Genomic DNA, 20412 nt, shown 5'->3' on the forward strand with positions numbered 1-20412 from the left:
CTTTCAATTCAATCTATTTCATCGTATCATGAACATAATGGAAAGAAAATACTTGAAATAAGAAGGTGTACATATTGAAAAAAATTGTAGTATTACATACAGGCGGAACCATATCCATGAAAGAAGATAAAGACACAGGGACTGTGGCGCCAGAACAAGATCACCCATTATATGATATGCTTCCTTCCTTAGCCACTTCAGCCGAAATCGAAGATGAGGTCGTCTTTCATTTACCTTCTCCTCACATGACTCCTGCACACATGTTGAAGTTAGGGCAAAGGATTCATGAACGTTTAGCGAATGAAGAAATTCATGGCATCGTCATTACTCACGGAACAGATACACTTGAGGAAACAGCATATTTTTTAGATCTTTATTTGCAGACTCGTAAACCCATAATTGTGACTGGAGCGATGCGTTCTTCAAATGAAATTGGTTCTGACGGGCTTTATAATTTATTAACATCCGTTCGAGTAGCATGCTCTGACGAAGCACAAGATAAAGGTGTACTGGTTGTCATGAACGATGAAATCCATAGCGCAAAGAATGTGACAAAGACCTCAACAAGTAATGTAGCTACTTTTCAAAGTCCGCAATACGGCCCAATTGGTATTGTAACGAAAACAGGGATCATGTTTCACCATACCTTAACATCTCATGAGTCGTATCCAATCCAACAAATCACAAAACGTGTCTCACTTATAAAAACTTATGCTGGTATGGACCGGGAAACAGTAGAAGCGATTCGCCAAACAAATCCAGATGGGCTAGTGATCGAAGCGTTAGGGCAAGGAAATGTTCCACCCCAAATTGTTGAACCTTTAAAAGGAATGATCAATGATGGAATACCAGTTGTGCTTGTATCGAGGTGCTACCAGGGAATAGCTCAAGATGTGTATGGATATGAAGGCGGGGGACGCAGGCTTAAGGAAATGGGAATTGTCTTTTCAAACGGTTTAACAGGACCAAAAGCACGCATTAAATTAATGATCGCCTTAGAAATGACACAGAATGCCTCAGAATTGGTACATATTTTTTCATAGCTGCGCGAAAAGTCAAAGTCTTTGAGATGATTGATGGCAATTCACTCTATATGATAGGCAAATACATAAAAAGGTTCTGCGACTAACCTCGCAGAACCTTTTCTAGTTTTATTATTTCCCGCAAATAGCTGCGGCAATTGTTTCGCCATGATGTCGACCGTTTTCAATGAAAATTTCATTGTTGTTGTAGCCTGCTGCAATTACTCCTGCAATATAAATGCCAGGCACATTTGTTTCCATTGTTTCTTCATTAAAGGCCGGACGACCCGTCTCTTCTTCAATCGTAATACCCATTTCACGCAAGAAACTATGATCAGGGTGATAACCAGTCATAGCAAAAACAAAGTCATTCTTCACATCTTTTTGTTGTCCATGAACCTCATAGTATACTTTATCATGCGTGATCTCGGTTACGTTCGCATTGAATTCCATTTGAATGACTTCTTTGTTCACAAGAGCTTCAAATTCGGGTAGGATCCATGGCTTAACACTTTTGGAATAATCGGCCTGTCGATATAACACCGTTACATTTGCGCCAGCTTTAACAAGTTCTAATGTAGCATCTACAGCAGAGTTCTTCCCGCCAATGACCACTACATTCTTATCAAAGTAAGGATGAGACTCTTTGAAATAATGGCTTACCTTGTTTAATGATTCCCCAGGTATCCCCATATAATTTGGGTGGTCGTAGTACCCTGTAGCAATCACAATGTGATTCGCCTGATAAGTAACTTCTTCTCCATTATTTCGCTTTGAACAGAGCGTAAATGTATGATCGTCTTTCGTCACGTTTAACACTTTTTCATATGCATTGACTCGAAGATCCTTTCGTTTAGCAACTGCCCGATAATACGCCAATGCTTGATTACGGACTGGTTTCTTCATCTCTGTTATAAATGGCATACGCCCAATCTCTAACTTCTCGCTCGAGCTAAAAAAGGTTTGGTGAGTGGGATAATTATAGATGGCATTTACTACATTCCCTTTCTCAATAATAAGCGGGTTCATCCCTTTTTCTTGAAGCTCAATAGCAGTGGACAAACCACATGGTCCTGCTCCTACAATTATTACATCTTCTTTCTGCACGTTTCCTTCACTCCTCTATCTACAACACAGATCATCGTAACATAAGTATCATAAGGTTCTTTCGTATATAATCTTTAACATGTTTCCAAAACAAAAAAACATCTCCTACCCACATAATGATAGGAGATGCTTGCAAAAGATTCAACCTATATCCATCCACGGAAGCGTGAAGCCTCCGCCATTTTTCTAACACCAACCATATAAGAGGCAAGTCGCATATCAATACGACGAGTTTCAGCAGTGTTATACACTGCATTAAAACCTTTTACGATTACTTTGTGAAGCTTCTCTTCTACTTCCTCTTCTGTCCAGTAATACCCTTGGTTATTCTGTACCCATTCAAAGTAAGAAACCGTCACGCCTCCAGCAGAAGCTAACACATCAGGCACTAAGAGAATGCCACGTTCTGATAAAATACGTGTTCCATCTAAAGTAGTTGGACCATTCGCCGCTTCAACTACAATGCTTGCTTTAATGTTGGATGCATTCTCTTCAGTAATCTGGTTTTCAATTGCAGCTGGCACTAGAATATCACAATCTAACTCTAGCAACTGCTGATTCGTGATTGTATTTTTAAATAGATTCGTTACTGTTCCAAAGCTATCTCTACGATCAAGAAGATAATCTATATCAAGACCTTCAGGATCATGAAGTGCACCATTAGCATCAGAGATACCAATAACTTTTGCACCTTTATCATGCATAAATTTCGCTAAAAAGCTTCCGGCATTACCAAAGCCTTGAATGACGACACGCGCTCCTTGGATATCGATATCTTTCTTTTTGGCTGCTTCTTCAATACAAATTGTAACACCTTTGGCAGTAGCAGATTCACGACCATGTGATCCACCTAAAACAAGAGGTTTTCCTGTAATAAATCCTGGGTTATTAAATTCATCAATACGACTATACTCATCCATCATCCAAGCCATAATTTGAGAATTTGTAAAGACATCAGGTGCAGGAATATCTTTAGTAGGACCAACAATTTGGCTAATAGCTCGTACATAACCGCGACTAAGTCCTTCTAGTTCACGGAAAGACATTTCACGTGGATCGCAAACAATTCCGCCTTTACCTCCGCCATACGGAAGGTCTACAATCCCAGCCTTTAAACTCATCCAGATTGATAGGGCCTTGACTTCTTTTTCAGTTACATCCGGGTGGAATCTCACGCCACCTTTAGTAGGGCCTACCGCATCATTATGTTGTGCTCTGTATCCTGTAAAGATCTTAATGGAACCATCGTCCATTCGAACTGGTATACGGACAGTCATCATTCTTACAGGTTCTTTAAGCAATTCAAACACTTCGGACGGATATCCCAATTTATCAAGTGCCTTATTCACTACAGTTTGAGTTGATTTTAATACGTCTAATTTGTCATGATTTTCATTCGCAGAATCTGCTGCTTTATCGGCTACCATGAACTTACCTCCCATGAAAATTCGGTTCAGTCAATGTACATTCCATTTCTTCAGAAATTAGTATACAACTTCTTAGCACTTATGGAAACACGAAAATGAATATTTTGGTCAAAACTAAACCTTTTATAATGTAAGCGATTTCATTATAAGGGGGTTTCGGAATTCTTGCAATAACATCTTTATGTGAGCCCCCTATATTTACTATTCTGTTTTATCGTAACATGTTCATATGAATCCTTCTAATATTTACTTAAATATTTTTTACTTTTCTACTCAGGACTCACTAATGGATTCACTAATCTACAAAAAAAAGACCGTCCTCTTTAATGGACCGATCTTTTCATTTACTGAAAATACGTTGTAATCTCCTGAACCGCATTGCCTCTAAGAATCGTTGTTCCATATTCGTGAAGACGATAGCTGGTCACAGTACTTGGGGATCCGAATTCAGAAAGAATCGCGATTAAATCTTCTCGATTCAATTCATCCATATCTTCATCATTTAATTGCATAAAGTAACGATCCATGAAGTAGACTGATCCCCCTTCTATGCCTAACTGAGATAAATGGTGAGCTACTTGGATAATGTCTTCGAATGAGTGAAAGGTGAACATCATTTCCTTACTCTCATCGAGCGTTACTTTCATTTCGATATAGTCCTCATCGTAATTTTCATCTGTCTGGTCACTTTGAGTAACAACAATCAGCATACCTTGAGCTTGCATAAGATAAACCTGAACCAAAAGTGTTCCCTCAAGTTCAATCCCTAACTCATCTGTAGCCTCATACATCATATCATGAAACAATGCATGGACTGCAGGGAGGTCGTGCCACAGATCCTCTTTGGAAATACCGCGATCGAGTAAATCATCAAAGGTTAAAAATATTTTAAATTTATTACTTGATAATCTTTCAAGACGCATTCATTCGTCCCCCTTTGAATGCATGTGCGATGCCTTACATTAGTATATGTTTTTTCTTTGATTTTGGTACTATTTTTAAAGTATAAATTGGAATGGATAAGTGTACAACAATTTTATTCATTTCAAAGCTCGCAACAAAAAGACCCGCGTATCCACGCGGGTCGTTATGAATGATTAGACAACCATTCTTCCCATTCTGTACTCGTACTTCCGATAATATAGGGCTTAACTGGCTCTTTATCTTTATGTGGTAATGTATCCAAGGCAAAGCCACCAAGTCCAATTTCTAAATCAGGATAGCGCTCCTTTAATGCATCTGCAATATGGACGGTCGAGGGTATGTTCTTTTTCATTGTACAAGACAAGAAAAGATATTTAGGCTTAAGCTCGTTTACGATTACTTCCACGTCCCCTGGTGCAATACTTTGACCAAGATAAACCACATCGTACCCCTGACGTTTAAGATAAAGGCTGAAAATCAAGATACCTAATTCATGTCTCTCATTAGGTCCACACACACAAACGGCTTTAGGTTGCATATGGTTAGCCGGCATAGAGACTAACATCATTCCAAGTCTAGATCGTAGGAAATTGCTTGCGAAATGCTCATGAACACTCGAGATTTCATTCGATTCCCAAAGATCACCTATTTTCACTAGAATTGGACCTACAATATCGATAGCCACTTTTTCAGGAGTAAAGAGGCTGAACGCATGATCAAGTTTCATTTGGGCTTCCCTCTCATTAAAGCGAAGAAGAGCATCCAATAATTCGTCCGATACTGATTCCACATGGCTTTCATTTGTGGTTGTATTTTCCTCTGAAATAGTCGTCTGCTGGCTTTGGTTGCTCTCTAGCAATGAAACGGCCTGGGATATAGTAAATCCTCTATTCACTTTATCAATCAGCCATTTAAGGACTTTAATATGTTCATCTGTATATAATCGATGACCAGCCTCATTGCGCGTTGGACGTATCATTTTATATCTCCGCTCCCAAGCTCGAAGTGTACCTGATTGGATTCCGAGCATTGTTGATACGGCTTTGATGTTGTATTTTCCTTGAGTGCTGGACATACCTTATCCCCCAATAAACTATTTGCCTTTATTATAAGTAAAAACCTTTGTTGTGTAAACTATGTATGGGTTTTGGATATGTTTTGCACAAAAGATAAGGAGTATTATAAAGACCTTTGTTGATCGTAAGCCTTCTTTTCCTTCGTTCGCTCTGTAGAAAGGATACCATAAATGATAGAGATACTAAAAAGAAGGATGACGACTTTCACAGAAAAGATAAGAAGCATAAGAGGACTTAACCAACCTAAAAAAGACAATATTTTTATGCCTTTCCTTCCATTTGGTGTGAAAATGACCCGAAATAGTAATCCGTGTGTCATACAAGCAACGAATAAACATAGACTCCCTAATAAAAATTCTACTGGAGCTAAAATGGAACGTAAAAAGAAGTCAGATGAAAACGGTATTCTAGCAAATGGCAACCAATATATTGCAAAAAACGTAGCGATCCAAGCGATTCCACTTATCACAATGGCCCCAAACAATTTAACCCCTCCTCTTTCCTAGTATATGGATAAGAGGAGGGGTCTAGTCCTTATGAATCTTCTTTTATATCAAGAATTCTAAATCCAGATCTTTCGAGTTTTTTTGCAAATTTATCTATATTATCTTTCTTCTCTATTTTTAAGACAATTCTTCGAGCTAGTTTAGCTGTTTCATCGAATGTAGCAAGAGAGATAATGTTTTCATGATATTGTTTAACGATTTCAGCTAATCGAGCAATACGCCCTTCTGATTCTTCTGATGTAAAGGCAATCCTTACACCCTTCTTCTTCATTCCAAATGCACTCTCAAATTGTTCTAGTATGTCATATCTCGTAACAATACCTAAAAACTTCGAATTGGGTCCAATGACAGCTACAATCGGGAATCCTTTAAAAGTGGTAAGAGTTTGCTCAAAAACATCGCTTTCTGTGATGTAAAGATCCTCATGAGCCATTACATCTCCAACTTTGTGCTGCTCTAAAAAGGTTTCTTTCGTTAAACTACTCTCAAAAAAGCTTTTGTAAATTAATTCTTTAGAAACCATTCCTTTAAAGATTCCTTCCACGACCACAGGCATGCCTTGAATATCATGTTGATTGAGTTTACTGATGACGTCTTTTAACGGTGTTTCCATTGATGCTGTCCAGCATTGATGCGCCTCTTTCATAATTCCCTTTACAAACATTGGCTTCACCTCTATATGTATTTAAATAATGACTCACTATCCTTATTCTAGATGGAAAACAATAATTCCTCTTTCCCATAGAGGATTAACTCAGTCATAGGACAAGTGTTCACACAATATCCATAGATAGTAATGGTATGAAATACAGCTTATCGAAAGGAGAAAAAACCATGTTCACCCAGGTAAAATACTATCAGCCATACATCAGCCCATATGACCCTTGCCCGCCTATACGGGTTAAAAGCTATCAAACCCCACCTCAACTTTATATTGGTTTCCAACCACCAAACTTAGAGCAGTTTAGTCCTAAGCAAGCACTTTATTGCGGTACGCTTTGGCCTGCCTTTTACAGTCCTTACCCCAATCCTGACGGGAGGAGTGAAAACGAATGAACCAGCCACTCCCCCCTGCTTATTATGAGTTGCTAGAAGAAATTCAAGCTGTGGACTTTGTCTTAGTAGAACTTACATTGTATTTAGATACTCACCCCGACGATTATGAAGCCATTAATCAATTTAACCAATTTGCAAAACAAAGCAAAAACCTAAAAAAACAATACGAACAGCAATATGGACCGTTAAGACAATATGGTGAGAGCTATTCAGGCTATCCATGGAACTGGAAAAACGCACCATGGCCGTGGCAGGTTTAATACAAAGAAGGAGGGATCACCATGTGGTATTATGAGAAGAAATTACAATATCCGGTTAGAGTAAGCACTTGCAATCCTCAACTTGCTAAATATTTGATTGAACAATACGGAGGAGCAGATGGAGAACTTTCTGCAGCATTGAGATATTTAAATCAGCGCTACACCATTCCAGACAAAGTGGTTGGTCTCTTAACAGATATCGGGACTGAAGAGTTTGCTCATTTAGAAATGATTGCAACAATGGTTTATAAACTAACGAAAGATGCAACCCCAGAACAGATGAAAGCGGCGGGTTTAGGAGCCCATTATTCGAATCACGAAAATGCACTATATTATGAAAATGCAGCTGGTTCTGCTTGGACAGCAACCTATATTGCAGCTAAGGGTGACCCAATTGCCGATTTATATGAGGATATTGCAGCAGAGGAAAAAGCACGGGCTACTTACCAATGGATTATTAATTTATCTGATGATCCAGATTTAAACGATGGCTTAAAGTATCTTCGTGAAAGAGAAATTATCCATTCTCAAAGATTCCGTGAAGCTGTGGAAATCTTAAAAGAAGAGCGTGATCGACAAATATTCTTTTAATACTTCCCCATTTACCAATTCTTTTGTCAACGAATATAAATAAAGGTTCAGAGATGATGAGCTCTGAACCTTTATTATTTAGGAATGGTTATCTTCAACCCAGGGGCTATATCATCTGTTTCCATTTTGTTTGCGTGAAGAATAAGACTAACTTTACTCTTGTCCCCGAAAAACTTCTCTGCAATCGATTCTAACGTATCTCCGCTCTTCACTTCATATACTACTTGATTATCAAAAGATGAACGTCCTTTAAGTTCAACATTGTGCACAGCTCTTGCTGTTGTACTTATAGATAGTTGATGATCCTCACTCGTATCCCCCCGGAGATAATATAACGGCAAAAGGAGTAGCATGATAATAAAGAGAACCACTAATAAGCGTATGAGTGGATAACGCATTCTCCATTTTGTACGTTTAGCTTTCCCCTTGTGTACTTCACTCCTTGAGGGCAATGTATCACTTAGTGAGGTTTCTTCTAACTGCCCTTTATCAAAGCCTGTTCGTTCAATGTCCATCCTATTCCGCAAAGCTTTCGCCTGATCATTATGTCTAAAGGAATCTTCCATCCCAATCACCTCATTACACGATATCGAATCATTATACCTAAAACGAGATCGATTAAGAAATGGGCGAATATGGTTACCCATAGATTTCCTGTGATCTCATACATCCATCCAATATAAAAGCTTATAGCTAAAACAGATACAAATAATACCGGTTTATTTAGGTATCGAATATGCACAAGGGCAAAAATAATACTTGCAGCCAAATAGCCAAACTCTGTTTGAATGATGCCTCTAAAGAGCAACTCTTCTGCGCAAGCTACGAAAAATGTGAGTGCAAATATCTCCATTAAGGGAAGATTTCTGAACACTTTCTCGTTAATGCCTCCGTCATCATAAAATCGTTTGGGCATGATCTTCATAAGTAAAACATCCAACAATAAAATAAAAAGTGCAGCGGAACCTCCGTAGTAGAAAATATCCTTTAGATCCCATTGGAATAATTCATACCAGTCTGTATATCCATCGAACAAATACAAGCTACTTCCCAAAGAAACCAGCAATATCAACAATTGTGTAATATAAAGTTGAGTAACAACTTGACGGTCGGTCATATTCTGAATTAGTTCAGCTTGTTTCATTGATATTCTCCTTGCAAAAAGACCTTCTGCAACTCCTTTTCCCATCCTAATAGTTCCATTCGATCAGGAGTTTCGCTTGTTTCCCATAAATTAAATGAAAAATCGCAACGGTCACAACAAAAACCAACTGGAGTCTTATAGGAAGACTGAAAAGACTGATATAAGCTAGCCCTTAAACAATCTTTAGAATGAACCCAATTTAAAAGTTCCGTTAGCTTATTTTGCTTGATATTGGTTCTTTCTTTAATAAAAGCCACAATAGAATGATAAGCTTCTCCCCAATTTGCTTGATGTACAACTTTCCTGCCTTTGATTACACCGTTTTTCTCAAACTGATACGCCAAGAAGCGCCATTGAACTTCGCTAATCTGAAGGCTTTCCTCAATTTCTTCTGGTTGCAAAGGAAGCAGACGGCCATTTTGAGCAATGTTTTGTAAATACTGAATAGCATCTGAAACGAGCTCAGCTGAAGGCAGTTCTGATTCTATAAAACGTTTAGGAATTTCCCCATCACCAGGACTATAAAAGGTTAAGCTCACACTTTGTTCCCCATCCCTTCCCGCGCGTCCCACTTCCTGAAGGAAGGATTCCACTTGAGAGGGGATATGAGCATGAATAACAAGACGTATATTACTTTTGTTAACCCCCATACCAAAGGCACTTGTACAGCAAATAACATCAAGTTGATCATTCATAAACTGCTGTTGGATTAATAAACGATCTGTTTGTTCCATTCCACCATGATAATAGGCAACCCTTAATCCGCTTGTAGCTTGAGTTAATTCGTAAGCCGCTTTCTCCGTCCACTGACGACTGGAGAAGTAAATCATTGTAGGAACTGGGTGAGTCTTTAAAACAGAAGCAATCCGCTCAATTTTTTCCTCCATTCCAGTTACATGTTCAACTGTAAATGCGATATTCTCACGGTCCATAGGAAAGATATGTTTCTGCATATCGGGTCTGTTTATTTGTCTCATAATATCGTTTTGGACATGAACCGGAGCTGTAGCACTTAAAGCCAATACAGTTGGGTTATTTAACTGTTTAAGCGTATCATCTAGCTTCAAGTAATCTGTTCGAAATTCATGACCCCATTGAGAAATGCAATGGGCTTCATCTACAACGAATAGGGATACAGAAACTTTTTCTTTCAAGGTCTGCATAAACTGAGCATTCTGAAGCATCTCGGGTGAACAATAGATTAACTTATAGTGATTGATGTGATCATAAACCTGTTGCTTTTGCATTGGAGTTAAAAAGCTATTAATAGCAACCACACGTTTCATTCCTTGTTGTTTTAACTGCTTAACTTGATCCACCATTAAAGAAATTAAGGGGCTTACAACAATAACTGTACCTTCCAATAAAAGAGATGGTAATTGATAACACATCGATTTACCAGTGCCAGTCGGCAATATCCCTAAGACATCATTGCCATTTAGTAATTCCTCAATAATTTCCTTTTGCCCTTCTCTAAATTGCTCATAACCAAAGTGTTTATATAGTGTTTTTTCAAGTGGTCTGTCCTGCATGTTTTGACGCTCCTTGTGCAGCGGCTAGTACAAGCCTGATCTCAAAATATGAGTAGATTCCATCAAGATGGTCTCTAATCGCTTTCAAACGATTCGTGTTTAATTCCTTAGCTGTGTGGGAAATGTTCTGTGCCGCTTCTTTTGAAACATATTCATCTATCTTAAATAGCGGATTCACTAAGGCAATCTCAACAATATGGTCCTGGATCGTGCTCATCTTTAAATTTCGAATTTTAGATATCCGATCAAGCGAGTGACCTTTATTAATCCATTCTAATGTCTTTTGAGCCGATTGTGTAAGAGGTAAAGTAACAATTAAATCTTCACATATCCCATATAAATACGGATAACGCTCTTGATGTTTTAGAATTTGCCGTAAAAGATAATGAATTACAGCTTGCAGCACAATTGTTATATCATGGATCTTAAGGTCATATCGAATAGCTAGTTGTTCTTTACTCATACCATATCGGTGATGGCTTGAGAATCTTAAGGTGGTGCACTCAGCCACCCATTCTGGAAGTTCTTTCAATAACGCATAAAGCTCTTCATAGAGAAATGTCAGATTTTCATTTAAATTCCCTTGGATGGATCGATATTTCATTTTCACCCATTTCAATATATCACTATGGTCCTCTACTGGAATAAATTGATGCTGACCTGAAGCAATATTAGAAGCTGTCTGAACGAATACTAATAACCGACCCCAAAATAACTGATCCATGTGTTGAAATTCTGCGCCATTTAACCAGTATAGAGGGGTTTTTTCTATAGGATGTGTTTGGAGATGAGATATTCCAGCCGTTGTTAAGTGGATCTCTTTCCCTTTAGTCTCTATATAATGATTTGCTTGTAAGGATTTCAATTCGGCCATCAATTCTTCACGCGTTATGGTACGATAAATGCCAAAAAAAGTTGATAAGCCATACGCATAAACATCCTGAAATGTTTGGGAAGATTTCTTCCCAGTGAGCATATGTAAAATTGCCGAAGTACTTCTTTCCCCTTTTAATTGATGGATGCTGTGAAGTAATAAAGTAGTAAACATGAAATCCCCTTTCAGTTCCCATTCAAACGCTCAGTCGAGGGATGAGTCAAACGCAGGTTGCCTCGTGAAATAGCCGATTTTTTGTTGAAATGTTAAGAAAGTAGCTTTACAATATGATATGAGGCGAAAATGTTTCCAAATAAGGATACTTATATATGTAATAGAAAGATCCATACCAGGGTCTTGAATTTTTAGGAGGGTATGTGACATGGCTAAGTATACAATTGTTGACAAAGAAACGTGCATTGCATGTGGTGCATGTGGGGCTGCAGCTCCAGACATCTATGATTATGATGATGAAGGCATCGCATTTGTCATATTAGACGACAATAAAGGTACTGCGGAAATTCCGGAGGACCTTCATGAAGATATGGAAGATGCATTTGAAGGTTGCCCAACAGACTCCATCAAAGTAGAAGACGAGCCATTTGATGGTGACCCGCTTAAGTTCGAATAGTTTCTGCCCTAAAAGATCCCTTCCTTTATTGGAGGGATCTTTTATTTGGATTCTCCTAGCTCAGCTAACTTCTGACGTGTTTCCTCAAGATCAAAGCTACTAAAATAACGGTAGTGCCTTTCGTCAATAATGCGGTAGTGTTGGCTTAGAACGTTCTGCTGTATCACATAGCTATTGTGTTCCTCTATAGTTGTCCACCATACTTTCCCTCCGAGTGTACGCTGCTTTGACCTAGTTACTGAATCATGAGCAATCGTTTCTAATACCTCAAGCGGGTCATCTCCAAGTGTATGCTGAATAACCTCACTATCTCTGAATAAAGCAACCATCGCTACTAAAGTTGTCCAACTCGCCTCAATACGTCCTTTTTCAATTTGGACTAGCGTCTTCTTTGATACACCGAGTATCATAGACATACGTTCTTGTGTGTAGCCTTTTTCGACACGAACAAGCTTGACTTTGGGTGAAAGTTGCTCAACTAAAGAGTGTTGGTCCATTTATCATCAGTCCTAACATACGTCGATACCTTTATTTTAACACGTTCTATCCTTTCCTTCCTAGCTAAATGTTGATATAATATAAATCTGTAACAACTTACATACTATTGTCGAATAAGGAGGCATTCATATGGCTGAAAATAAAGTAATTGACGTGTTTATTGAAATTCCAACAGGAAGTCAGAACAAATATGAATTTGATAAAGAAAAAGGTGTATTTAAACTTGATCGAGTACTATTCTCATCACAGTTCTACCCAGCTGAATACGGGTATATTGATGACACTTTAGCATTAGATGGTGATCCTCTAGATGCTCTTGTTCTCGTTACTAATCCTACTTTCCCAGGGTGTGTAATTGAATCCCGCATTCTAGGTTTCTTAAACATGATTGATGATGGTGAAGAAGATCAGAAACTGATCGCTGTGCCTACTGAAGATCCTCGCTTTAAAGATATTCATACACTAGATGATCTTCCTCAGCACAAGCTTACAGAGATTTCTCATTTCTTCCAAACGTACAAAGACCTACAAGGTAAGAAAACTGAAATCGGAGAGTATGAAGGTGTAGAAGCCGCTAACAAACTGATTGATGACTGTCTAGCACGCTACGAAGAAAATAAATAAAAAAAAGCTCGCCTTTTGGCGAGCTTTTTTATTTAGAGTAACTTTGATTTGCAGGCATGGGATTCACACTAAATGGAACTTGCAGAGACTTAGTGAAGTTATATGTTCCTAAACGTTCAAAAGGAAAACCATTAAACTTGACCTCTTGGTACCCAAATTCCTTTGCGGTCATAAGAATGGATTCAATCATCCACAAGGTGTAGCGGGCCTGTTCCAAGCCTTCAACACCATTAACGTTGACCTCAAGTGTATCACCGGTAGTTTCTACTGCCATTACCTCTACCTCTTTAGGAATCGTTCCTTCCACATTAAAGTTAGGTTCATCTACTTTCAGCTTATTTAACGCCTCTTCAACTGTCGCACTTTGATTGATAGGTACCTGCACAAACAACTGCAACCCATTTGGTGAGTTAAACCGTTTATATACAGATATCCCATCCAATTTTATCTGCTTTAGACCTGAATTATTTCCAAGGTCTACACCAGGTTCACCATTCGTTTGAAGATCAATGGTTTGAATGTTTAGAGGCCGAAACATGGCTTTTAAAGACTTTAAAAAGATGTTTTCCTGAGCTGAGGAACCTGGAAATTCGTAATCTTCAGGAAAACCCGCCACCACTATTCGTTCTTTTTGGTTAATATTAAACGAAACAGAGGAAAACTGATACTCCATTACGCCCCAATCTTCTTGAATAGAAGGGGAAAGAGAATTGTATAACTGCTCAACGGTTTGAGTATCATTTACGGACTGAAATGTAAAAGGAATAATATATTGTCCTTGCACATCCGCAAAAGGCAAAGTCGCATATTTCTTATTATCCTCTCTATACACGACCTGAGAGCTTAACGCACTGTCAGTGGCAACAAATCCTTGTTCACTATCGTTACCCATATCTGATTTTGACTGATCACTTGACTGATGGCTCTCTTCTGTTTCTTGAAGCTTTGCCTCTTTATACTCATGAGCTTCACTTGTCGATTGGTCAGCACTTGCGTCCATTGACTCATTAGATGAAGCCGTATCGTGTTGAGCATTATCCATTTGCATAGAAGGGAAAGCAACGACGAAAAAGAGAATAATGGCTGCTAGTGAAGCTATTCCTGCTCCCCAAGCTGTTAGGGCCTTCTTGCGTTTGGATCGTTTCTGTACATGCTGAAACCGCTTCGTTGATATCTTTCTGTACAATTCTTCACTGCTTTGCCGGTCTTCTACACTCGGCATCCGGTTCAGGAGATCTTGAATGGAATCATCGTTGTGATGGTTATTTCGTTTCACGCTGGATCCCCTCCTCATATTCCTCATTCATAAGGGATTGTAGCGCCTTCATCCCTCTGTGTTGTGTGGTCTTTACTTTGCTAACCGTCATCCCTAATATATCAGCAGTCTCCTGTATGGACATGGATTGAATAAATCGTAAGATAATCACCGTCTTCTGGTCCATTGTACACTTTTCTAAGCAATGATACATTTTTTGAATTTCTTCATTTTGAAGAGCAATTTCCTCAGGGATTGGTTGTCCGTCTTCAATAAGATGACCTTTTTCTCCCCAGTCAAAGAATTCTAAAATTCGATTTCTCTTTCTCTTTTGCTTTCTGAAGAAATCAATCGTAACATGGCGTGCTATTGAAAACATCCATGTCTTTTCACTACTATCCCCATTGAAACGGTCATAGGAATTCATTACTTTTATATAGACTTCTTGAACGAGATCCTCAGCTTGTTCCCGGTTTTTAACCATATAAAATATAAATTGAAACACATCTTTATGATATTTCTCATAAAGATCTTGAAATACGGAATCCATTCACGAACCTCCCGTTCATAACAATAGTCGTTATTTATGTAAATACGTTACACCCGTACCATACTATAAATTATTTTCTAGGTTTTGAATAGACCATATTATCCCAATCCAAAGGTTTTTTCCAAATAAAACAAAAATTAAGAAAGTCTTCCCGAAACAATTCGATAATCATAAAAAACCCAATCAGTTCAAAGTCTGATTGGGTCTGCTAAAAGATTTAAAATTTTTCTTTTCGTATAATTGAAACAAACGGGATAAGACAGGATACAAGATGACCATAAAAACGACATTTCCAACCGCATGATACGTATCAAAAGGGAGACTCGTTAACCAATAGGCAAAGAAATGGTTTCCGATCTGGCCATATGTAACGGCCATTATAAATCCAAAGAAATACCCACTCATACCCGCAAAGAAGGCAAATCCATACAATGGAATCTTATGACGATATTTCCCTAGTAAACCCGCGAGAAGTCCAATAAGAGACCAACTCACAATTTGAGGCAACGTCCATATTCCCATACCAAGCAACATATTCGATAAGATTGTAGTCAAAATGGCAAGGATAACGGAATAAGAAGGACCTAACCAAATTCCACATATAATAATGATTGCGGTCACAGGCTGGACATTCGGATAAAAGCTGAATAAAAATCGACCTACAGTGGCAAGAGAAGCAAGCAATGAAAGCAGCGTTAACCTGTATAAGTTCATCGTTTCTTACTCCCAGCTATGAAAATCAAATGTCACAGAATCCCCAGCCTCTAATTTATAATCCTTCGCTCCAACCATTGCTTCTTCCCCATTTACAGTATAAAACCAAGCCTTTTTCTCTCCATCTTCAGGGCTAACTCCTTCAATAGCAGTGATAAAGCCGTCATTTCCAGCCTCTAAATTAAAATTAGCTTCCATGACTTCCATAACCGTCATACCGTCTTCAATTTCAACCTCTTTTTCACTTATAACTTCTTCCCCGTTATTTTTGGTGATTTTAACTTCTACTTGTTGCTCTTGTTCTTCTTGCGTGGACTGGTTATCTGCATCTCCATTGCTTCCACCTTCTGTGGATTGTCCACATGCTGCAAGACCTCCTAGTACAAAAAAGGACACCAAAAATAGTTGTAACAGTTGTTTCACTTTACCCTCAACCTCTCTGAATTAGTATGTAGAGGTTCCTTAGCTTCGAAGTGACCTAATCCATAAAACGTAATAAAAAAGACTCTCCCTTTTATTGGAAGAGTCTTTGAGCATGACAAATCTCGTTATTTATACAATAGACAAGAAAGGTCTCTCAAACGCTCAATCCTCGAAGCTTTGAAACCGTTAACTATGGCAGGTCTACTGACTTGTGTATCGATCTACTCGAGAGCCTTCCCTTACATCTAACATATAAAGTGGCATTTCTCTTTCGTCCACACGTACAGTTGCGAGGACAGTTCTGGATTCTAACCAGATTCCCTATTCAGCTCTCTAGTGAGAGCACCATAATTAAAAATATGAAATTATCATCTGCTTGTATCGTAGCACAGTATTCTAGAAAAAGGAAGTCTAATATTTAGGTGAACCTATCTATTCTAATCAGGATTCGTTGATATTTGGAAGTCTAAACAAGAAGGTTGTTCCTTCCCCTTGTTTACTGTGAACGGAAATAGAACCTTTATGAGCCTCCACAATATTTTTGGCAATCGCTAGGCCTAATCCAGTCCCCGTTTTTCCGCCTTCGCTTCTTTTACGCGATTTATCCGCTTTATAAAAACGTTCAAACACAAATGGTAGATCTTCTTCAGCTATACCAATCCCCTGGTCGCGAATTGAAAATTGCACGTCCTCTTCTTCTTTTTCTACATCTACAAAGACTAACTTATCATGATCGGTATGGCGGATGGCATTATCGAGGAGGTTTGTTAACACCTGCTCAATACGGTCGTAATCAAAGTAGACTTGTCCCAAGTCCTCATCTACCTGAACTTGAATGGTAATGTTCTTATCATTCGCAAGACCTGTAAACTTTTTCACAATTCGCTCAATGTAGTCATGGAGATCAACTAGCTCACGGTTTAACTGAATATGACCAGCTTCCATGCGAGCCAAATCTAAAAGCTCATTCACGAGTCTACCTATTCGCAAGGATTCATCATAAATGATCTGCGCTAATTCATTCTTGTCCTCTTTTGATTCCGCAATATCATCCACAATGGCTTCACTATACCCCTGCAACATGGATATAGGTGTACGGAGCTCATGAGACACATTCGCTATAAAGTCTTTCCTTAGTTTATCGAGTCTTCTTTCTTCAGTCATGTCACGGATAACAGCCACTGCACCCCGGACATATGTTTTGTCATAAAGCGGAGTCATGATGACAACAAAACTACGGCCTTGTACGACGAGCTCGGTCATAATCTCTTTTTCTTTCGTAATAACTTCCTCAAGCATTTCCTGTAACTCGCCAGGTAAGAGATCATGATTAGGCAGTCCATTTTCATGTTCATAAAACCAAGAATCGATAAATTGATCAGCCGGAGGATTTGTAACAAGCATATGCCCTTTACGGTTCAATGTGATGACCCCATCAGCCATCGATCGAAGAATCCCTGATAATTGCTCCTTCTCTTGGTTCAAAGCATTAATATGGAATTTTAATTGCCTTCCCATTCGATTAAATGCCATAGCCAGTTCCCCAATCTCATCGTGCGTTAAAATGGGAACTTTCGTATTAAATTCTCCCCTAGCTAATTCAAATGCCCCTTCTCTCATTTTTATAAGAGGCGAGGTAATTCGAGTCGATAGGAAGAAAGCAAAGATTGTAGTTAAAATAATAGCTATCCCTGCTCCAAGGAAAATGATTTTCGTCGTTTGAGAGGTAGTCTGTTCAACAAAAGCCAGAGACTGATAAACAAATATTCCAGCTCCTTCATTTGATAAAGGGATCCCCACAATCATAACGTGGGTGTCAGTTCCAGGAATAATGTCCTCCTTCATAACTGTCTCATTAGATGCAAATACAGTAGATAACGATTCATCCTCGTATAACCATTTGATCGGAACAACTGGCACGTCCTCTTTATAGGTAGGTGAAATCCATTGATCCTTATCATCAAAAGCCACAACAATTCTGCTTGAAGGGTCTATAATTTTCTCAGCAATGGATAAAGCCAAAGGTCTCTCTTCATATTCATCAAGAATATCCTCAACCTTTTCAGCGGTTTGCATTAATTCTTGTTCTGCTTGATAGACATGATAACTTTCAAAAAATTCAAGTAACAGTACCGTTAAAATAAATAAAACAAAAGATACTAAAAGTAGTATAGTAAACCAAAGCTTACCTACTACACTCCTCCAAAACATTAGTCACCAACTACCTCAAATTTGTATCCGACGCCCCATACAGTAACAATCATTTTAGCGGCATCTTTAGATACTTTACTTAGTTTCTCACGAAGGCGTTTCACATGAGTATCAACTGTTCTCAAATCACCAAAAAACTCATACTGCCAAACTTCTTTTAAAAGCTGCTCACGATCAAATACTTTATCAGGTGCCTGCGCAAGGAATAGGAGTAGTTCATATTCTTTTGGAGTCAAACTCACATCTTTCCCGTCGGCTTTCACGCGGTGAGCATCATTATCAATGGTTAAATGATCGAAAACCAACACGTCTCTTGCACCTGTTTCCGTTTGAAGAAATTTCGTGGAAGAAGAGCGTCTTAACAGTGCTTTTACACGTAGTACAACTTCTCTTGGACTAAACGGTTTTACAATATAATCATCTGTTCCAGCCTCAAACCCTTGTACACGATTGGACTCTTCCCCTTTAGCGGTTAACATGATTATGGGTGTGGCCTTTTTCTCTCGAATTTCTTGACACACTTCAATCCCATCTTTTCCAGGCATCATCAAATCAAGAAGGATCAAATCGAAATCATCTTTATCAGCCATCTCTAAGGCTTCTTCTCCGTCTTCAGCCTCGACCACTTCATATTCTTCTCTTTCTAAATACATTCTAATTAATCGACGGATGCGTTCCTCATCATCTACTACTAAAATTTTTCCACCTTGGTCCATAAATGGTTCTCCCCTCTCAATCTGTGTTACAACAAAGGCTACAAATCTTAATGATTAGCAGCCTTTGTCAATTTAAGCGTATGAATGTAGACCTGCTAACACCAGGTTAACAGCAATTAGGTTAAACATAATAATGGCAAATCCGATTACGGCTAACCATGCAGATTTCTCGCCATGCCAACCTGCACCTAAACGTAGATGTAAGAATACTGCATAGAACAACCACGTTATAAGAGCCCATACTTCTTTAGGGTCCCATCCCCAGAAACGGTTCCACGCAATTTGCGCCCAGATCATCGCAAAGATCAGTCCACCTAATGTAAAGACAGGAAATCCAATGGCTACTGCTCGATAGGACACTTCATCGACTAATGAAGGCTTCACACGAGTTAATTTAGGCTGAATGGCTGCAGCAACCCGCTTCCTTAACAATAGCCTTGTTAACCAATATAAGGCTAAGCCTACAAGAAGGGACCAAATCATAGTATTTAACTTTCTTGCAGCCTTCTCTCCTTTCATCCAAGAAGGAGCTTCAAATAAAGGTCCGCTTCCTCCGTTATTTTGTAAGGTACCATCTTTAGGACCTACAATCGGAGGGAGTGTATATTCTACTGTGCTTACTTCAGTCATTCCTTCTTTAGGAGGAACATCAAATGCAGCTTCATAACCAGCTAATCTGAATCCACTTGTTATCACAATAAATCCAATTACGGCAAAGATCGTGTAAATAATAAATTCTAACCATGACGTTTTCTTCGTCTTTTCGGTTTGATCAATGGTTTTGATTAAGTACAATAAGCCAGCTGCAAAACTGACAGCTAAAATAGCCTGTCCAAGTGATACAGTAGAAACATGAATATACAGCCAGTGGGTATTAAGCGCTGGAATTAAAGGCGAAATTTCACTAGGAAACATGCTTGCATAAGCGATAACTAATAAAGCTACTGGTAATACAAATAGCCCTAAAATATTTAAACGGTAGATAAAATAGATAACAATAAAAGCTAGCACTAGCATCATGCCGAAGAACGTTGTGTATTCAAATAAGTTACTAAGTGGGGCATGATGGCTAGCAATCCAGCGAGTAATAAAGTAGCCCACTTGAGCCACAAAGCCAACGATGGTTATTCCAATTCCTATAGTACCCGCCTTTGACACCTTCTGTTTAACGTCTTTCTCACGAATCGTACCTCCGAAAAAGAAAGTAGCGATTAGATAAAGAAAAAAGGCGGCATAGAGTAAATTACTACTTATTGTGCTTAGTTCCAACT

At 38.7% G+C, this 20412-nt stretch carries 24 protein-coding genes and 1 riboswitch; of the genes, 7 read left to right on the forward strand and 17 right to left on the reverse strand.

From position 1 onward, the window contains the following. Positions 1-74: 74 nt before the first annotated feature. A complete protein-coding gene (locus LQ226_RS04625; RefSeq protein ID WP_231416687.1) occupies positions 75-1043 on the forward strand; it encodes an asparaginase in 969 nt (322 codons plus the stop codon). Between the two features lie 111 nt (positions 1044-1154). On the opposite strand, the gene LQ226_RS04630 is transcribed toward LQ226_RS04625, so the two are convergent. The 4 genes from LQ226_RS04630 to LQ226_RS04645 form a co-directional block, all read right to left on the reverse strand. Beyond that, complete coding sequence (locus tag LQ226_RS04630) at positions 1155-2129, reverse strand: YpdA family putative bacillithiol disulfide reductase (protein WP_231416688.1); 975 nt, start codon at positions 2127-2129, stop codon at positions 1155-1157. A 146-nt stretch (positions 2130-2275) separates the two neighbouring features. Then, the gene (locus LQ226_RS04635; protein ID WP_231416689.1) at positions 2276-3556 is read right to left on the reverse strand and encodes a Glu/Leu/Phe/Val family dehydrogenase; all 1281 of its coding nucleotides are present in this window, start codon (positions 3554-3556) and stop codon (positions 2276-2278) included. Positions 3557-3900: 344 nt separating this feature from the next. Beyond that, a complete protein-coding gene (locus LQ226_RS04640; RefSeq protein ID WP_231416690.1) occupies positions 3901-4479 on the reverse strand; it encodes a genetic competence negative regulator in 579 nt (192 codons plus the stop codon). A gap of 164 nt (positions 4480-4643) precedes the next feature. Continuing rightward, entirely contained in the window at positions 4644-5555 is a 912-nt protein-coding gene (locus LQ226_RS04645; protein WP_231416691.1) for a MerR family transcriptional regulator, read from the reverse strand. A 195-nt stretch (positions 5556-5750) separates the two neighbouring features. Here LQ226_RS04645 and LQ226_RS04650 point away from each other — a divergent pair, with 195 nt between their 5' ends. Further along, positions 5751-6062, forward strand: a complete 312-nt coding sequence (locus LQ226_RS04650) for a hypothetical protein (protein ID WP_231416692.1) — start codon at positions 5751-5753, stop codon at positions 6060-6062. A 28-nt stretch (positions 6063-6090) separates the two neighbouring features. On the opposite strand, the gene LQ226_RS04655 is transcribed toward LQ226_RS04650, so the two are convergent. Continuing rightward, complete coding sequence (locus LQ226_RS04655) at positions 6091-6726, reverse strand: CBS domain-containing protein (protein ID WP_231416693.1); 636 nt, start codon at positions 6724-6726, stop codon at positions 6091-6093. 170 nt (positions 6727-6896) lie between these two features. Here LQ226_RS04655 and LQ226_RS04660 point away from each other — a divergent pair, with 170 nt between their 5' ends. The 3 genes from LQ226_RS04660 to LQ226_RS04670 are packed head-to-tail and all read left to right on the forward strand — an operon-like array spanning position 6897 to position 7969. Further along, positions 6897-7118, forward strand: coding sequence for a spore coat associated protein CotJA (locus tag LQ226_RS04660; RefSeq protein ID WP_231416694.1), 222 nt, complete (start codon positions 6897-6899; stop codon positions 7116-7118). Further along, positions 7115-7378, forward strand: a complete 264-nt coding sequence (locus LQ226_RS04665) for a spore coat protein CotJB (protein WP_231416695.1) — start codon at positions 7115-7117, stop codon at positions 7376-7378. Before LQ226_RS04660 ends, LQ226_RS04665 begins: the two co-directional genes overlap by 4 nt. Positions 7379-7399: 21 nt before the next feature. Continuing rightward, positions 7400-7969 (forward strand): manganese catalase family protein, encoded by a 570-nt coding sequence (locus LQ226_RS04670; RefSeq protein ID WP_231416696.1) that lies wholly within the window; start codon positions 7400-7402, stop codon positions 7967-7969. 74 nt (positions 7970-8043) lie between these two features. Here the strand turns inward: LQ226_RS04670 and LQ226_RS04675 are convergent, their stop codons facing one another. The 4 genes from LQ226_RS04675 to LQ226_RS04690 are packed head-to-tail and all read right to left on the reverse strand — an operon-like array spanning position 8044 to position 11693. Continuing rightward, positions 8044-8535 carry a LysM peptidoglycan-binding domain-containing protein gene (locus LQ226_RS04675; protein WP_231416697.1) on the reverse strand — a complete coding sequence of 164 codons (492 nt, stop codon included), beginning with the start codon at positions 8533-8535 and terminating at the stop codon, positions 8044-8046. A 5-nt stretch (positions 8536-8540) separates the two neighbouring features. Then, the gene (locus LQ226_RS04680) at positions 8541-9113 is read right to left on the reverse strand and encodes a CPBP family intramembrane glutamic endopeptidase (RefSeq protein ID WP_231416698.1); all 573 of its coding nucleotides are present in this window, start codon (positions 9111-9113) and stop codon (positions 8541-8543) included. Next, positions 9110-10645 (reverse strand): RecQ family ATP-dependent DNA helicase, encoded by a 1536-nt coding sequence (locus tag LQ226_RS04685; RefSeq protein ID WP_231416699.1) that lies wholly within the window; start codon positions 10643-10645, stop codon positions 9110-9112. Before LQ226_RS04685 ends, LQ226_RS04680 begins: the two co-directional genes overlap by 4 nt. Beyond that, a complete protein-coding gene (locus LQ226_RS04690) occupies positions 10626-11693 on the reverse strand; it encodes a YpbB family protein (RefSeq protein WP_231416700.1) in 1068 nt (355 codons plus the stop codon). The genes LQ226_RS04685 and LQ226_RS04690 overlap by 20 nt, the downstream gene beginning before the upstream one ends. Before the next feature lie 208 nt (positions 11694-11901). Between LQ226_RS04690 and LQ226_RS04695 the strand changes: the two genes are divergently transcribed. Continuing rightward, a complete protein-coding gene (locus tag LQ226_RS04695) occupies positions 11902-12150 on the forward strand; it encodes a ferredoxin (RefSeq protein WP_231416701.1) in 249 nt (82 codons plus the stop codon). A gap of 41 nt (positions 12151-12191) precedes the next feature. Here the strand turns inward: LQ226_RS04695 and LQ226_RS04700 are convergent, their stop codons facing one another. Then, positions 12192-12647: a helix-turn-helix transcriptional regulator gene (locus tag LQ226_RS04700; protein WP_231416702.1), complete on the reverse strand. Its 456-nt coding sequence runs from the start codon at positions 12645-12647 to the stop codon at positions 12192-12194. Positions 12648-12777: 130 nt separating this feature from the next. Between LQ226_RS04700 and LQ226_RS04705 the strand changes: the two genes are divergently transcribed. Beyond that, positions 12778-13272: an inorganic diphosphatase gene (locus tag LQ226_RS04705; RefSeq protein ID WP_231416703.1), complete on the forward strand. Its 495-nt coding sequence runs from the start codon at positions 12778-12780 to the stop codon at positions 13270-13272. Positions 13273-13300: 28 nt separating this feature from the next. On the opposite strand, the gene LQ226_RS04710 is transcribed toward LQ226_RS04705, so the two are convergent. From LQ226_RS04710 to ccsB, 7 genes are all read right to left on the reverse strand, one after another. Then, positions 13301-14548 (reverse strand): hypothetical protein, encoded by a 1248-nt coding sequence (locus tag LQ226_RS04710; protein ID WP_231416704.1) that lies wholly within the window; start codon positions 14546-14548, stop codon positions 13301-13303. Next, on the reverse strand, positions 14535-15077 hold the full coding sequence (gene sigX / locus LQ226_RS04715) for an RNA polymerase sigma factor SigX (protein ID WP_231416705.1): 543 nt from the start codon (positions 15075-15077) through the stop codon (positions 14535-14537). Before sigX ends, LQ226_RS04710 begins: the two co-directional genes overlap by 14 nt. A 183-nt stretch (positions 15078-15260) precedes the next feature. Beyond that, a complete protein-coding gene (locus LQ226_RS04720) occupies positions 15261-15791 on the reverse strand; it encodes an ECF transporter S component (RefSeq protein WP_231416706.1) in 531 nt (176 codons plus the stop codon). A gap of 6 nt (positions 15792-15797) precedes the next feature. Beyond that, positions 15798-16214: a DUF4430 domain-containing protein gene (locus LQ226_RS04725; RefSeq protein ID WP_231416707.1), complete on the reverse strand. Its 417-nt coding sequence runs from the start codon at positions 16212-16214 to the stop codon at positions 15798-15800. A gap of 177 nt (positions 16215-16391) precedes the next feature. Beyond that, positions 16392-16579: riboswitch (cobalamin riboswitch) on the reverse strand. A gap of 76 nt (positions 16580-16655) precedes the next feature. After that, the gene (locus LQ226_RS04730; protein WP_231416708.1) at positions 16656-18425 is read right to left on the reverse strand and encodes an ATP-binding protein; all 1770 of its coding nucleotides are present in this window, start codon (positions 18423-18425) and stop codon (positions 16656-16658) included. Continuing rightward, positions 18425-19141 (reverse strand): response regulator, encoded by a 717-nt coding sequence (locus LQ226_RS04735; RefSeq protein WP_231416709.1) that lies wholly within the window; start codon positions 19139-19141, stop codon positions 18425-18427. Before LQ226_RS04735 ends, LQ226_RS04730 begins: the two co-directional genes overlap by 1 nt. A gap of 72 nt (positions 19142-19213) precedes the next feature. Beyond that, positions 19214-20410, reverse strand: a complete 1197-nt coding sequence (gene ccsB / locus LQ226_RS04740; RefSeq protein ID WP_231416710.1) for a c-type cytochrome biogenesis protein CcsB — start codon at positions 20408-20410, stop codon at positions 19214-19216. Positions 20411-20412: the final 2 nt, after the last annotated feature.

Origin of the sequence: Pontibacillus sp. HN14 (assembly GCF_021129245.1) — a bacterium.
GTDB lineage: Bacteria > Bacillota > Bacilli > Bacillales > BH030062 > Pontibacillus.